The sequence below is a fragment of the Hominisplanchenecus murintestinalis genome (assembly GCF_943193015.1).
Taxonomy (GTDB): Bacteria; Bacillota; Clostridia; order Lachnospirales; family Lachnospiraceae; genus Hominisplanchenecus_A; species Hominisplanchenecus_A murintestinalis.
This window is the reverse complement of record NZ_CALPCM010000013.1, coordinates 23,708-37,735: the sequence shown is the minus strand read 5'-3', so window position 1 is coordinate 37,735 and position 14,028 is coordinate 23,708. Positions and strand designations below refer to the sequence as shown.

Genomic DNA, 14,028 nt, shown 5'->3' with positions numbered 1-14,028 from the left:
GAAAACGGGCGGCTGTAAAAACAAGAGTCCGGCGGCATATGGTACACATAATCAAATATAAGTACTGTATGCCGCCGGAATCGCTTGTTTTGCAGCCGCCCGTTTCTCATTTTGACAAATGCTGAGGAACAGCTCTATGCAATCGGCATTCCCGCCACAAAAGCATACATCAGCACGAAGTGGCAGATGCTTCCGCCCATCACGAACAGATGAAAGATTTCATGAGAGCCGAAGGAAGGGTGCATGGAGTTGAAAATAGGCAGCTTCAGGGCGTAAATTACACCGCCGATCGTGTAGATAATGCCTCCGGCCAAAAGCCAGCCAAATGCGGCGGGCGGAAGGGCGTTTACAATCTGGGTAAATGCCAGCACGCATACCCATCCCATGCCGATGTAAAGCACGGAGGAAAACCATTTTGGGCAGGTAATCCAGCAAGCTTTTACTACGATGCCCACAAGTGCAATCGCCCATACCAGAGCGCAGAGCAGATATCCTGTCCGGTTATTCAGTACAATCAGACAAACAGGGGTGTAAGTTCCTGCAATTAGGATAAAAATCATCATATGGTCGATTTTCCGTAAAATACGGTTTGCCCGCTCGGATAAATCAAGGGAATGATAAATCGTACTGGCAGCATAGAGAAGAATCATACTCAGGATAAAAATCGTAAGTGAAACCAGATGGAGACGGTCAGGATTCCTGAATGCCTTGATCAAAAGCGGGGTTGCCGCAAAAACCGCCATCATCATGCCGATAAAATGAGTAATTGCGCTGCCGGGGTCTTTTAATTTTTTTGATGCCATTTTTATTTCTTTTGCCATAGTGGTACTTCCTTTCTGCTAAAATAAAATGCGCCAATACAATAAGTAGAGTCAATAATACTTAATGTAGTTTTAAATACTATGTCATGTTATGGATATATTATACCTATGGAATGGAAAATGCAAGGGTTTTTTAAGAAAAAAGTTCGTTGTAGTTTACGGCAGATAAGGTTATAATTAAGAAAATGGCAGCAAGCCGGCCGCGGGCAAGGCGGTTATGAAAAGTGCGTATTAAATTTGAGGTGAGTAAAAAATGACAAATCAGGACTGGTCAAATTTAGGTAATGACATCAGGAATCTTGTGCAGTCTGCGATTGATTCCCAGGATTTTCAGAAATTAAATGAGACAATCAGCCGGACAATCAACCAGGCAGTGGAGGGAGTCAGCCAGGGGCTATCCTATGCAGAAGAAAAGCTTAATGAGGGAAACCGAAAAGGAAAGTACCGCAATGTGTCCCCGAAGCAGGGGATGCGTGAAAAGAAGAAACAGGGTATGAATCAGATGGTGCCTGTAAGCGCAAATGCACTGTTTCGGAGCACAGCCGGAACGATGGGAGGGGGAATTGCGCTCTCCGTAAGCGGTTATACATTGGCAGGGGGGCTTGGTATTGCGGCAGTGATTCTGCTTTGGGTAGGGATTTTGGGGGGATTTCCCGTGCCTCTGAAAGTGGCGGCGGCGTTCCTGCCTTTTGCGCTTGCCGGCGGCATTGTAGGCGGAATGGGAACACGAATGATAAGGCGGGTGAAACGTTTCCGGGCCTACATAGGGAATTTCAGGAACAGAAACTACTGCTCGCTCAGGGAACTGGCAGCGTCAGTGGGAAAATCAGAGGGTTATGTACGCCGCGATATACGGAATATGCTGCGGAGAGGAATGTTCCTGCAGGGACATTTGGATAAGCAGGAGACTTGCTTAATGGTGAGCCATGAAGCGTATGATATGTACTGTGCGGCACAGGCGCAGCTTGAGGAACGCCAGCGGCTGCGGATAGAGGGAGAAAAAGAGCGGCAAAGCGCAGCGCCCGAGAGCTTGAATGCAGAGGATAATCCGGGACTGCCAGAGGCGGCGCAGAAAGTTATCCATGAAGGTGAAGAATATCTCAGGAAAATAAGGACATGCCGGGATGCCGTTTCCGGAAGGGAAATAGAGGAAAAGATTTCCCGCATGGAACTGATTGTACAGAAGATTTTCCAGAGAGTGGAGAAGCAGCCGGAGCTTGTGGATGAGCTGCATAAGTTTATGGGGTATTATCTGCCTACTACCGTGAAACTGCTGGAAGCTTATCAGGATATGGCGGCTCAGCCTGTGCAGGGCAGCAATATCCTTTCTGCAAGGCAGGAAATAGAGGGAACCCTGGATACCATTAACCAGGCGTTTGAAAATCTTCTGGACAGCTTTTTTCAGGACAAGGCGTGGGATATTTCCTCAGATATCACCGTGCTGCAGACAATGCTGGCGCAGGAGGGATTGACAGGCGCAGATTTTGGCGCGCGCAATACGCCGTTGAACAGCTAATATATTGAAACGGGAGGATGACATGAGAGAAGAATTTAAAGATTTTCAGGAAACGCCGACATTGACGTTCCATCCATTTGAGGAAGAGAAAGCGCCTGTGCCTGCAGCGGCGCCGGAAAAACCGGCAGAGGTTCCGGTTTATGAAGAGTCCATTTTGTCAGAGGAAGAAAAGAAGATGGTAGAGGACTTTTCAAAACAGATTGATTTGCACAATTCCGGCATGATTTTGCAGTATGGGGCGGGGGCGCAGAAAAAGATGGCGGACTTTTCGGAGTCTGCGCTTGAAAACGTGCGCACGAAAGACCTGGGAGAGGTCGGGGACATGCTTACAAATGTGGTTGCAGAGCTTAAAAGCTTTGACGCTGTGGAAGAAGAGAAAGGTGTTTTTGGCTTTTTTAAGAAAGGAACAAATAAACTGGGCGCTATGAAGTCTAAGTATGTAAAGGCAGAAGCGAATGTGACCAAAATCACCCGGGTGCTGGAAGGGCATCAGGTTCAGCTCATGAAAGACGTGGCAATGCTGGACAAGATGTATGAACTGAATAAAACTTACTTTAAGGAACTGTCTATGTATATCCTGGCAGGAAAAAAGAAGCTGGCTCAGGTAAGGGCAGAGGAATTGCCTGCACTTATGCAGAAAGCCGATCAGTCAGGGCTTCCCGAAGACGCCCAGGCTGTACGCGATTTGGATTCCATGTGCGGACGTTTTGAGAAAAAGCTTTATGATTTGGAGCTGACCCGCCAGATTTCTCTGCAGACAGCCCCCCAGCTCCGGCTGATCCAGGAGAACGACACAACAATGGCTGAAAAAATCCAGTCTACTCTGGTAAACACAGTGCCGCTCTGGAAGAGCCAGATGGTGCTGGCTCTTGGCGTGTCCCATGCTTCTCAGGCAGCGAAAGCCCAGCGGGAAGTCACGGATATGACAAACGAACTGCTCCGCAAAAACGCCCAGACCCTCAAAATGGCTACCATCGAGACGGCCAAAGAGTCCGAACGCGGGATTGTAGACATTGAAACTCTGAAAGCAACAAATGAATCCCTGATTTCTACTCTCGATGAAGTGCTTCGTATCCAGCGGGAAGGACGGGAAAAGAGGCAGGCGGCGGAGATAGAAATGCGGAAGATTGAGGGAGAACTGAAAAGTAAACTGCTCAGTACAGTAGGGGCGCGGTAGGCAGAATGGGGATATTGCGTTTTTTGGAAGCGGTTGTTTTCCATATATATAAAATAAGTGAATTCTGAAAACCCATTTGACAAATTTCCAGGCAGGGCTTATCATAAAAGCACAAGTTGATAAAGTAACGGGGAGCTGGCGCGCCGGCTGAGAGGAAATACGAGCGGATTTCGACCCATGAACCTGATACGGATAATGCCGGCGTAGGAAATGAGAGAATATGTGCGCAGTGAGTGCAGAAAACAGGGGCGTTCCGTCAGGGACGCCCTTGTTGCCGTAAAGGGAATTACCCACAAAGCGAAACAGGAGGAATGTATGGATTACACAACACAGATGGATGCCGCAAGAAAAGGGATTGTCACCCCGGAGATGGAAGCTGCGGCGGCGAAAGAGGAGATGGATGTCAAGGAGCTGATGGAGCTGATGGCGAAGGGACAGGCGATTATCCCTGCGAATAAGCGTCACACGTCTTTAAGCCCTGCAGCGATTGGTTCCAGGCTTAAGACGAAAATCAATGTAAACCTGGGGATTTCCAGGGACTGTAAGGACATGGATGTGGAAGTGGCGAAAGTAAACAGCGCTGTGGCAATGGGGGCGGAGTCGATTATGGATTTGAGTTCCTACGGCGATACCCGGACGTTCCGGCGAAGACTGACCAGCGAGTGCCCGGCTATCATCGGTACAGTGCCGATTTATGACGCGGTAGTGTATTATCATAAGCCGCTGAAAGAAATCACATCTCAGGAATGGCTGGATATTGTGAAGATGCATGCGGAGGACGGGGTGGATTTTATGACAATCCACTGTGGCATCAATAGGGAAACTGCCGGGAAATTTAAGAGGAATAAGCGTCTCACGAATATCGTGTCCAGGGGCGGTTCCATTATTTTCGCATGGATGGAAATGACGGGGGAGGAAAATCCGTTTTATGAGCATTATGACGAGATTCTGGATATCTGCCGGGAATATGATATTACTATGAGCCTTGGGGACGCCTGCCGCCCGGGATGTTTAAAGGATGCCTCGGATATTTCCCAGATTGAAGAGTTGATTACCCTGGGAGAGCTGACGAAACGCGCCTGGGAGAAGGATGTACAGGTAATGGTTGAGGGACCGGGACATATGCCGCTTGACCAGATTGCGGCAAATATGAAAATCCAGCAGACCATCTGCCAGGGCGCTCCGTTTTATGTGCTGGGGCCTCTGGTGACAGACGTGGCTCCGGGGTACGACCACATTACGGCGGCGATTGGCGGCGCGGTGGCGGCGGCATACGGCGCATCGTTCCTGTGCTATGTGACGCCTGCCGAGCATCTGCGCCTGCCGGATTTGGAAGATGTGAAGGAAGGAATTATCGCGTCAAGGATTGCGGCTCATGCGGCGGATGTGGCGAAAGGCATTAAAGGCGCAGTGGACTGGGACAACCGGATGAGCGAAGCCCGGAAGAAGCTGGACTGGGAAGGCATGTTTGAACTGAGTATCGACCCGGAAAAGGCAAGGCGTTACCGTGCGTCTGCGAAGCCGGAAAAAGAGGATACCTGCAGCATGTGCGGGAACTTCTGCGCGGTGAAAAATATGAACCGTATCCTGGACGGTGAAATCGTAAATATTTATGATGAATAAGAAAGTGCTTACCATTGCAGGGTCGGATTCCGGCGGGGGGGCGGGCATTCAGGCAGATTTGAAAGTGATGTGCGCCTATGGAGTTTACGGAATGAGTGTGATTACTGCCGTAACTGCCCAGAATACCCTTGGCGTCCAGCGAGTGGAAGAGCTGCCTCCGGAGGTTGTGGCGGCGCAGCTTTCCAGTGTGCTGGAGGATATTCGGCCGGATGCGGTGAAGATTGGGATGGTGTACTCCAGAGAAAATGTAGAAGTGATAAGCGAAGCAATCGAACGCTGGGGGCTGGAACACGTCGTGCTCGATCCGGTCATGGTTTCCAGCAGCGGCCGAGAACTTTTGCGCTCCGATGCGGCAGAAGCGATGCGGCAAATCTTGTTTCCCAAAGTTACGCTGGTTACGCCGAATGTGCCGGAAGCCGGAAAGCTGGCAGATTTTCTAAAGGGTTCTTTGGGTAAAGAAGAAATGCAGAGCAGCAGTGGGAGCTATCCAAAGGCGGCTATAGAAGAGCAGAGTAAAGAAGCGGATTGCGGAAGCGTTTTATGGACGGAAAACATGGCGTATGCCTTTTCTGAGCACTGGCACACGGCGTTCCTGATAAAAGGAGGGCACCGCAAAGGTGCGCCTGCCGACTATCTGTATGACGGAGAGAAAGGCATTTGGTTTCCGGGCAGGCGCGTGGAGACACGGCATACTCATGGAACAGGCTGCACGTTGTCGTCCGCGATTGCCTGCAATCTGGCAAAGGGATATTCTCTGGAGGAAGCCGTACGGGAGGCGAAAACATATCTGACAGGCTGCCTGGAAAACAGTCCGGGAATCGGGCATGGGCACGGAGCGCTGAACCATCTCTGGAAGATGAAGATAAGATAGCGCGAAGAAGCTGCCTTCGGATACGGTATGTTAGAAAATGAGCAGGACTAAACTGCGGGGATACGGTATACGCAGTACGGATGTCAGAAAATGGAGGACAGGCAATGATACACGGGACAGGAAAGAAATGGCTGTACCTGATTACGGATTTCTCTTACGGAAAGGAGAAAATCTGCGAGGCGGTTAAGGCGGGCATAGATTATATCCAGCTTCGGGAGAAAAATATTTCTTCCGCGGAATATCTGCGCCGTGCGCGGCTGCTGATGGAATGGGCGGAGAATTCAGGGGCGAAGGTTATCATTAATGACAGAGTGGATATTGCTATGCTCTGTGGGGCAGACGGCGTGCATCTGGGGCAGGAGGATATTCCGGTAATGGACGCTCGCAGGCTGCTCGGCGCAGGAAAGCTGGTAGGAGCTACGGCAAAGACGCCGGAGCAGGCGCGGGCGGCAGAGAAAGAAGGCGCAGATTATCTGGGCAGCGGGGCATGGTTTCCTACGCAGACAAAGGAAGACGCAGTGCCTATCACTGAGGAAAGGTACAGGCAGATTTTGGATGCGGTGAAGATTCCCAATTTAGCGGTAGGAGGAATTACAGCAGAAAATTGCGGGAAACCGTTGGAATGCGGATGCGACGGCCTGGCGGTTTCCGGAGGAATTATGAAAGCGGGGGATATTCCGGGCGCTATCCGGGGATTCCGCAGAAAAATGGGCTGAGAGGATCTGGAATGATAAAATTAAATGGAAAAGAAAGAAAAGTGTCTCCGGGAACGACGGTGGAGCAGATGCTTCTGGCGGAGGGGTTCACGTTGCAGCGGATTGCGGTAGAGCGGAACGGGGAAATTCTTCCGAAAGCAGAGTATGCGTCTGTTGTCACAGCGGACGGGGATATATTTGAAGTGGTAAATTTCGTAGGTGGCGGCTGATGGAAGTACATAAAGTTTTAACAGAGGAAGAAATAGATGCGCTGCTGATAGAACGCCACGGGCCGGAAAACCACCGGAAAATGAAACATGCCCACGCTGCAGTCGCGGGGCTTGGAGGGCTTGGTTCTAATATCGCGGTGATGCTGGCGAGGGCCGGGATCGGAAGCCTTCATCTGGTGGATTTTGATAAGGTAGAAGGCAGCAATCTGAACCGGCAGGTCTACAAGATGAAGCATCTGGGTATGGATAAGACGGAAGCGCTTGCGGGGGAAATCCGCGAAATAAACCCTTATATAAAAATGACTGTGGACAAGGTAAAAGTGACGTCTCAGAATGCGGCGGAAATTTTTCGGGGGGACAGGCTGGTTTGCGAGGCGTTTGACGTGGCTGAAAATAAGGCAATGCTGGTGAACACGCTGCTGGCGGAACTGCCGGAAACAATTCTCGTGGCGGGAACCGGGATGGCGGGATATGGAAGCAGCAACCTGATACAGACGCATAAAAGGATGCGCAGGCTGTATATCTGCGGGGACGGAGTCAGCGATATTGCAGGCGGAATCAGCTTGATGGCGCCCAGGGTGACGCTTTGCGCGGCGCATCAGGCGAATATGGCGGTGCGGCTGATACTCGGAGAAAGCGAAGCTTGAGCGGCTATGTATATAGAATTTGACACGGAAAAGAGGAGAGCACATGAAAGACGATAAATTGATTTTAGGCGGACATGTATTTAACTCCAGATTTATTCTGGGCTCGGGAAAATACAATCTGGATTTGATTAAAGCGGCGGTGCAGCATGCGGGGGCGGAAATCATTACCCTGGCGGTACGGCGTGCCAACAGCGGCGGCGAAGGGAATATCCTGGATCATATTCCGGCCGGCGTGACGCTGCTGCCGAATACTTCCGGAGCCAGAAATGCGGATGAGGCGGTACGTATCGCCAGGCTGGCACGGGAACTGGGGTGCGGGGACTTTGTGAAAATTGAAGTTATCCGTGACACCAAATATCTTCTGCCGGATAACCAGGAAACGATTCGGGCTGCCGAAATCCTTGCAAAAGAAGGCTTCGTAGTGATGCCATATATGTATCCGGATTTAAATGCAGCAAGAGATTTGGTAAGCGCGGGAGCAGCCTGCGTGATGCCGCTTGGCGCGCCGATTGGAACAAATAAAGGCCTGGCTACAAAGGAGTTTATTAAGATTTTGGTTGAGGAAATTGATGTGCCTGTTATTGTGGACGCAGGGATTGGGCGGCCTTCGCAGGCATGCGAGGCGATGGAGCTTGGCGCGGCGGCAGTCATGGCAAATACAGCAATCGCTACGGCGGGAGATATTCCTGCTATGGCAGAAGCATTTAAAAAGGCGATTGAGGCAGGACGGAGCGCATACCTGGCAGGCATGGGGAGAGTTCTGGACGGGCGCGCGTCTGCATCTTCCCCGTTGACGGGATTCCTGGCAGAGTAGGGGGCGTGGAAAGATGGAAAACAGATGGAACCATATGGAATACATGGAGGGCATGGAAGTTCTGGAGTCAGATGTGATGACGCAGGTTCTGGCAGCCATGAATCAATATGATTATGAGAAATATACGGCGGAAGATGTGAGGCTGGCATTAGCGAACGATATTCGTACGCCAAAGGACTTTGGGGCCCTGCTCTCCCCGGCGGCAGCTCCGTTCCTGGAAGAAATGGCGCAGCTTGCACAGCAGGAGACGCGGAAGCATTTTGGAAATTCCGTGTATATGTTTACACCGATTTATATTTCCAATTATTGTGAAAATTACTGCATTTACTGTGGATTTAACTGCCGCAATAAAATTCAAAGGGCGAAGCTTATTTATGAGGAAATTGAGAAGGAAATGGAGGCGATTGCAGCTACCGGGCTCGAAGAAATCCTGATTCTGGTAGGGGAGAGCAGGAAACAATCGGATGTTGAATATCTGGGAGAAGCCTGCAAGATTGCCCGCAGGTATTTTAAGATGGTGGGGCTTGAGGTGTATCCGATGAACAGCGATGAGTACGCATATCTGCACGAATGCGGTGCAGATTATGTTACGGTATTCCAGGAAACTTACGATTCCGATAAATACGAAACCCTTCACCTGGGCGGGCATAAGCGGGTATTTCCCTATCGGGTCAATGCACAGGAGCGTGCCCTGAAGGGCGGTATGCGGGGCGTGGGATTCGGGGCGCTGCTGGGGCTGGCTGATTTCAGGAAAGATGCGTTTGCTACAGGAATCCATGCATGGCTGCTGCAGAGGAAGTATCCGCAGGCAGAGATTGCATTTTCATGTCCAAGGCTCCGCCCGATTATCAACAACGATAAAATTAACCCGAAGGATGTGCATGAAGCACAGCTTCTGCAGGTAATTACAGCATACCGGCTGTTTATGCCCTTTGCGGGAATCACGATTTCCACGAGGGAAAGCGCCCGGTTCCGCGATAACATTGTCACGATTGCGGCGACAAAGATTTCCGCAGGAGTAAGCACAGGCGTAGGAAGCCATGTGGAAGAGCTGGAGGACAAAGGGGATGAGCAGTTTGAGATTGACGACAGCCGCGGCGTAGCGGAAATCCATCAGATGCTTTTGGAGCGGGGGATGCAGCCGGTGATGAATGATTATGTATACGTTTAAAAATATGCTGGCGGTAACGAACCGCCGCCTGTGTGAAAGACCGTTTTTAGAACAGATTGACTGGCTTGCATCCTGCCATCCCGCCGGGATTATCCTCAGAGAGAAGGACTTGGAAGAGGAAAAGTACCAGGATTTGGCGAAAAAGGTACTTGCCGTATGCAGAAGGCATGGAACTTTATGTATTCTTCATACCTGGACAGAATGCGCGCGGAAGCTGGGATGTCCCGACATCCATCTGCCGCTTTGGAAACTGCGCGGGATGGCCGGAAAGCTGGAAGGATTTCGGAGAATCGGCGCTTCGGTGCACTCCGTGGAAGAGGCGGAGGAGGCGTGCGCGCTGGGCGCTTCCTACCTTACCGCAGGGCATGTGTTTCTTACGGACTGCAAAAAAGGGATTCCGGCGCGAGGGCTGGACTTTTTACAGGAAGTGTGCCGGGCAGTTCCACTCCCTGTATACGGCATAGGCGGTATTACGGAAGAAAATGCCGCTTCTGTGCTGGAACAGGGCGCGGCAGGGTACTGTGTGATGTCAGGAGTGATGAGAAATCCATAAGCTGAAGTTATGATTTTTGGGAAGAAAACCGATGGTACAGGCCGTGCGCAGCAGAAGTCTGCGCTGTGTCCAGGCGCAGATAGAAAACCCGTGTGCAGATATTTTCAGAAATCCGCGCACGGGTTTTTAATGCGATATTTATCAATCTTTCTGTAAAAGCGTCTGGCTCTGCCAGAGGAAAAACAGATAGAAAAGAGATGCTCCGATGGATACAATAACTGTTACGACATTTGCCGTCTCTGAGGTAAACATTGTCTCAGGCGCACCTGAGGTCGTTAGCAGTATACGCGCGATAACCAGAAGATCGTAGAACAGGAAAATCTTCCAAATCAAAGAGGCGCGCTGGGAAAGCGCAGGATTGAGACGTTCAAGCGCTTTCCCTGTCGTAGTGCAGATACAGTAGAGCATGGCAATGTGCGGTACATAGAAGGCCATCTCAAAGAGCGCTGTGAGATATGCCGGCGCATGGCTGATGTAAGAATAGCTTACAAGCAGCGCCATAAGTACATGGACTACAGAAAAAATAAAGGCAGGCTGGTATTTCGGTTCTGCCTTGAACATGTTGTACAGGGCGTAAATAGAAATAAAGGATGAAATCACAAGCGTTATGGAGCCTAAAGCGGAAATAACGGATAAGAGGCTGAAGAGTTCAGCGAAAAATAAATAGTAAAGCCCTTTTCCAATGGCTCTGTTCTGGGTTTTGTTGATGCTTTTCATTTGAATAGAAACTCCTTTCTGAATGGCAGAGGCAGTCCGCTGCCGGGTATTGATAGTAGTATAACACACTTGTGGACGAATGGGGGAAAATCTTGAAATTTGGCGGTAAGGATATAGTAACAGTTCAGCTCAGGATGGAAGGTAAGAATTGCTATTATATAAGGAGCTATGGTATAATTCATAGAAAACGCAGATTATTATATGGATGAAGGTTAGGAAGGAAACTTTCAAATCTTCTAAGATGATGCAGTGAGTGCGTCAGAAAGAGGGAAAAATGACTTTAAAAGATTTACCGATTGGCAAGACTGCTACGATTCTCACTACCGGGGGAGAAGGAGCGCTGCGCCAGCATTTTTTAGATATGGGGTTGATTCCGAAAGCGGATATAACGATGGTAAAATATGCGCCGATGGGTGATCCGGTGGAACTGCGGGTACATAGCTATGAACTGACTTTGCGCCTTGCCGATGCAGAGAAGATAGAGATTGGAAATGTGAGGGAGAAGGCGGAAGAAGGTACCGTACCGGAACGGAAGGCCATTCCGCACCCGGGACTTGGTGAAGGAGGAAAATACCACGACAAGGCGGATGAGAATCCCCTTCCGGATGGGGAAATACTCACCTTTGCCCTGGCGGGAAACCAGAATTGCGGAAAGACGACGCTGTTTAATCAGCTTACCGGTTCCAGCTGCCATGTGGGGAATTTCCCCGGAGTGACGGTGGACAGGAAGGACGGGAAGATTAAAGGATATAAGAATACGCTGGTAACGGACCTTCCGGGGATTTATTCTATGTCTCCTTATTCCAATGAGGAAATGGTGACAAGGAACTTTGTACTGGATGAAAAGCCGAAGGGCATCATAAACATTGTGGATGCGACGAACATTGAGAGGAATCTGTATTTGACCATGCAGCTTATGGAACTGGATGTGCCTATGGTGCTAGCGTTAAATATGATGGACGAGGTCAGGCAGAACGGCGGCGCAGTTCTGGTGAATGAAATGGAGGAACGGCTGGGGATTCCGGTGATTCCGATTGCGGCGGCAAAAAATGAGGGAATTGACGAGCTTATCCATCACGCCATCCATGTGGCAAAATACCAGGAACACCCCGGAAGACTGGACTTTTGTAACGCGGATGATAATGGCGGGGCGGTGCACAGGTGTCTTCACGGTATCATGCATCTTGTGGAGGATCATGCCGGGGATGCAGGGATTCCTATCCGTTTCGCAGCGGCAAAGTTGGCAGAGGGGGATAAGCAGATTCTGGAGGCATTGGGGCTGGATGAAAATGAAAAGGAGACACTGGAGCATATTATTAAGCAGATGGAAAATGAGCGAGGGCTGGATAGGGCGGCGGCCATTGCAGATATGCGTTTTACTTTTATAAAGAAAATATGCCGTGAAACGGTGGTGAAACCCAAAGAAAGCAGGGAACATGTGCGCAGTACAAGGATAGATAAGGTGCTTACCGGGAAATATACGGCTCTTCCGTGTTTTGTGGCAATTATGGCGGCAGTATTCTGGCTTACGTTCAATGTGATTGGAGCGGGGCTTTCCGCCCTTTTGGAAATGGGTATTTCAGCGCTTACAGACGCCGTGGTTGCGGCGCTTACGTCCTGGAATGTGAATGAAACACTGCAGTCCCTGGTGATTGATGGGGTTTTTAATGGCGTGGGAAGCGTACTGAGTTTTCTTCCGGTTATCGTAACGCTGTTTTTCTTTTTGTCTATGCTGGAAGACAGCGGTTACATGGCACGGGTAGCTTTTATGATGGACAAATTGCTGCGGAAAATTGGGCTTTCGGGAAGAAGCATCGTGCCAATGCTGGTGGGGTTCGGATGTACTGTGCCTGGAGTAATGGCGAGCCGCACGCTTCCTTCAGAAAGAGATCGTAAAATGACGATATTGCTTACTCCATTTATGAGCTGCTCGGCGAAGCTGCCGATTTACGGGCTGTTTACAGCGGTGTTTTTTCCGGGACACGGCGCTCTGGTCATGGTGGGGCTGTATTTTGGAGGTATCCTGGCGGGAATTCTTACCGCGCTTCTGCTGCGTGGGACGCTGTTTAAGGGGGAGGCAGTTCCTTTTGTCATGGAGCTGCCGAATTATCGTATGCCTGGGGCGAAGAATGTAGGACAGCTTCTGTGGGAAAAGGCAAAAGATTTCCTCCAGCGGGCATTTACGGTGATTTTCATAGCGACGATTATCATCTGGTTTTTGCAGACTTTTGATATGCATCTGAATGTGGTGACGGATTCCCGCGACAGCATCCTGGCGGTGGGCGCGGGGCTGCTTGCGCCTGTGTTTGCACCTTTGGGATTTGGGGACTGGAGGATTTCTACAGCGCTGATTACCGGGTTTATGGCGAAAGAAAGCGTAGTTTCTACATTGTCTGTATTGTATGGGACAACGGCGCAGATGGCAGGGGCGCTTACCCCTCTGGCAGCGGGCAGCCTGTTGGCATTCTGCCTGTTGTATACGCCTTGTGTGGCAGCAGTGGCGGCTATCCGCAGGGAACTTGGCGGCAGGTGGGCAGCAGCAGTGGTTGTGGGACAGTGTCTTATCGCATGGGTAGCGGCATTGGCAGTAAGGTGTATTGGGCTGCTGCTGGGAATACAGTAAATATGCGAGAGGGCTTATAGCGTAAAATTGAAAAATATTATTAAATAGCCAAAACAATGTGCAGGCCGGTTTTCGCCGGCCTGCACATTGTTTTATAAACAAATAAAAAATAGTTGTTGACATATAAGTTGTATAGTGATATGGTTAATTACATAAGTAATGAACCAGGGAACGAAGAGGGGAGGTGAGAGCTTTTGAACGAAATATTGACACAGGAGAAATCCATTTATATTCAGATTAAAGAGATGATCGAGAATGATATCCTGCGGGATATCCTACTGGAAGAAGAACGTGTTCCGAGCACCAATGAGCTGGCGAAGCTGTATTCGATTAATCCGGCAACGGCGGCAAAAGGGATAAATTTATTGGCGGCGGAAGGGATTTTGCAGAAGAAAAGGGGGATTGGGATGTTTGTGGCGCAGGGAGCAAGGGAAAAGATAACGGCGAAAAGAAAAAAGAACTTTTATGATGATTATATAAAAAGCCTGTTGGCGGAGGCAGGAAGCCTTGGCATTACAAAGAGAGAACTGATAGAGATGATTGAAAGCTCAGAGGAGGGAGGAAGATAGG

At 49.9% G+C, this 14,028-nt stretch carries 14 protein-coding genes and 1 riboswitch; of the genes, 12 read left to right on the top strand and 2 right to left on the bottom strand.

Features of this window, described 5'->3' with window-relative positions; all coding sequences use genetic code 11:
- Positions 1-134: 134 nt before the first annotated feature.
- Positions 135-821 (bottom strand): PAQR family membrane homeostasis protein TrhA, encoded by a 687-nt coding sequence (gene trhA, locus NFR99_RS06810; protein WP_135975802.1) that lies wholly within the window; start codon positions 819-821, stop codon positions 135-137.
- A 253-nt stretch (positions 822-1,074) separates the two neighbouring features.
- On the opposite strand from trhA, the gene NFR99_RS06805 reads away from it, so the two are divergent.
- From NFR99_RS06805 to NFR99_RS06760, 10 genes are all read left to right on the top strand, one after another.
- On the top strand, positions 1,075-2,337 hold the full coding sequence (locus NFR99_RS06805) for a 5-bromo-4-chloroindolyl phosphate hydrolysis family protein (RefSeq protein ID WP_135975801.1): 1,263 nt from the start codon (positions 1,075-1,077) through the stop codon (positions 2,335-2,337).
- 22 nt (positions 2,338-2,359) lie between these two features.
- Positions 2,360-3,514 (top strand): toxic anion resistance protein, encoded by a 1,155-nt coding sequence (locus NFR99_RS06800; protein ID WP_120484437.1) that lies wholly within the window; start codon positions 2,360-2,362, stop codon positions 3,512-3,514.
- A 118-nt stretch (positions 3,515-3,632) separates the two neighbouring features.
- Positions 3,633-3,741: riboswitch (TPP riboswitch) on the top strand.
- Between the two features lie 88 nt (positions 3,742-3,829).
- On the top strand, positions 3,830-5,137 hold the full coding sequence (gene thiC, locus NFR99_RS06795; protein ID WP_251353272.1) for a phosphomethylpyrimidine synthase ThiC: 1,308 nt from the start codon (positions 3,830-3,832) through the stop codon (positions 5,135-5,137).
- Positions 5,127-6,008, top strand: coding sequence for a bifunctional hydroxymethylpyrimidine kinase/phosphomethylpyrimidine kinase (gene thiD, locus NFR99_RS06790; RefSeq protein ID WP_135975799.1), 882 nt, complete (start codon positions 5,127-5,129; stop codon positions 6,006-6,008). Before thiC ends, thiD begins: the two co-directional genes overlap by 11 nt.
- Positions 6,009-6,112: 104 nt before the next feature.
- Positions 6,113-6,724, top strand: coding sequence for a thiamine phosphate synthase (thiE, locus tag NFR99_RS06785; protein ID WP_251353271.1), 612 nt, complete (start codon positions 6,113-6,115; stop codon positions 6,722-6,724).
- Between the two features lie 11 nt (positions 6,725-6,735).
- Positions 6,736-6,933, top strand: coding sequence for a sulfur carrier protein ThiS (gene thiS / locus NFR99_RS06780; RefSeq protein ID WP_120484434.1), 198 nt, complete (start codon positions 6,736-6,738; stop codon positions 6,931-6,933).
- A complete protein-coding gene (thiF, locus tag NFR99_RS06775; protein ID WP_135975797.1) occupies positions 6,933-7,580 on the top strand; it encodes a sulfur carrier protein ThiS adenylyltransferase ThiF in 648 nt (215 codons plus the stop codon). The genes thiS and thiF overlap by 1 nt, the downstream gene beginning before the upstream one ends.
- A gap of 43 nt (positions 7,581-7,623) precedes the next feature.
- Complete coding sequence (locus NFR99_RS06770) at positions 7,624-8,394, top strand: thiazole synthase (protein ID WP_135975796.1); 771 nt, start codon at positions 7,624-7,626, stop codon at positions 8,392-8,394.
- Positions 8,395-8,407: 13 nt separating this feature from the next.
- Positions 8,408-9,565 (top strand): 2-iminoacetate synthase ThiH, encoded by a 1,158-nt coding sequence (gene thiH, locus NFR99_RS06765; protein ID WP_251353270.1) that lies wholly within the window; start codon positions 8,408-8,410, stop codon positions 9,563-9,565.
- Positions 9,552-10,118: a thiamine phosphate synthase gene (locus NFR99_RS06760; protein WP_120484455.1), complete on the top strand. Its 567-nt coding sequence runs from the start codon at positions 9,552-9,554 to the stop codon at positions 10,116-10,118. The genes thiH and NFR99_RS06760 overlap by 14 nt, the downstream gene beginning before the upstream one ends.
- Positions 10,119-10,259: 141 nt before the next feature.
- Here NFR99_RS06760 and NFR99_RS06755 read toward each other — a convergent pair whose 3' ends face one another.
- The gene (locus NFR99_RS06755) at positions 10,260-10,835 is read right to left on the bottom strand and encodes a hypothetical protein (RefSeq protein ID WP_120484430.1); all 576 of its coding nucleotides are present in this window, start codon (positions 10,833-10,835) and stop codon (positions 10,260-10,262) included.
- A 274-nt stretch (positions 10,836-11,109) separates the two neighbouring features.
- Here NFR99_RS06755 and feoB point away from each other — a divergent pair, with 274 nt between their 5' ends.
- Positions 11,110-13,458, top strand: a complete 2,349-nt coding sequence (gene feoB / locus NFR99_RS06750) for a ferrous iron transport protein B (protein WP_251353269.1) — start codon at positions 11,110-11,112, stop codon at positions 13,456-13,458.
- 194 nt (positions 13,459-13,652) lie between these two features.
- Positions 13,653-14,027, top strand: coding sequence for a GntR family transcriptional regulator (locus tag NFR99_RS06745; RefSeq protein WP_120484426.1), 375 nt, complete (start codon positions 13,653-13,655; stop codon positions 14,025-14,027).
- Position 14,028 lies beyond the last annotated feature (1 nt).

Excerpts from the sequence above, each read along its gene's own strand:
- trhA (WP_135975802.1), bottom strand. The coding sequence starts at position 821 with ATGGCAAAAGAAATAAAAATGGCATCAAAAAAATTAAAAGACCCCGGC.
- NFR99_RS06805 (WP_135975801.1), top strand. The coding sequence starts at position 1,075 with ATGACAAATCAGGACTGGTCAAATTTAGGTAATGACATCAGGAATCTT.
- NFR99_RS06800 (WP_120484437.1), top strand. The coding sequence starts at position 2,360 with ATGAGAGAAGAATTTAAAGATTTTCAGGAAACGCCGACATTGACGTTC.
- thiC (WP_251353272.1), top strand. The coding sequence starts at position 3,830 with ATGGATTACACAACACAGATGGATGCCGCAAGAAAAGGGATTGTCACC.
- thiD (WP_135975799.1), top strand. The coding sequence starts at position 5,127 with ATGATGAATAAGAAAGTGCTTACCATTGCAGGGTCGGATTCCGGCGGG.
- thiE (WP_251353271.1), top strand. The coding sequence starts at position 6,113 with ATGATACACGGGACAGGAAAGAAATGGCTGTACCTGATTACGGATTTC.
- thiS (WP_120484434.1), top strand. The coding sequence starts at position 6,736 with ATGATAAAATTAAATGGAAAAGAAAGAAAAGTGTCTCCGGGAACGACG.
- thiF (WP_135975797.1), top strand. The coding sequence starts at position 6,933 with ATGGAAGTACATAAAGTTTTAACAGAGGAAGAAATAGATGCGCTGCTG.
- NFR99_RS06770 (WP_135975796.1), top strand. The coding sequence starts at position 7,624 with ATGAAAGACGATAAATTGATTTTAGGCGGACATGTATTTAACTCCAGA.
- thiH (WP_251353270.1), top strand. The coding sequence starts at position 8,408 with ATGGAAAACAGATGGAACCATATGGAATACATGGAGGGCATGGAAGTT.
- NFR99_RS06760 (WP_120484455.1), top strand. The coding sequence starts at position 9,552 with ATGTATACGTTTAAAAATATGCTGGCGGTAACGAACCGCCGCCTGTGT.
- NFR99_RS06755 (WP_120484430.1), bottom strand. The coding sequence starts at position 10,835 with ATGAAAAGCATCAACAAAACCCAGAACAGAGCCATTGGAAAAGGGCTT.
- feoB (WP_251353269.1), top strand. The coding sequence starts at position 11,110 with ATGACTTTAAAAGATTTACCGATTGGCAAGACTGCTACGATTCTCACT.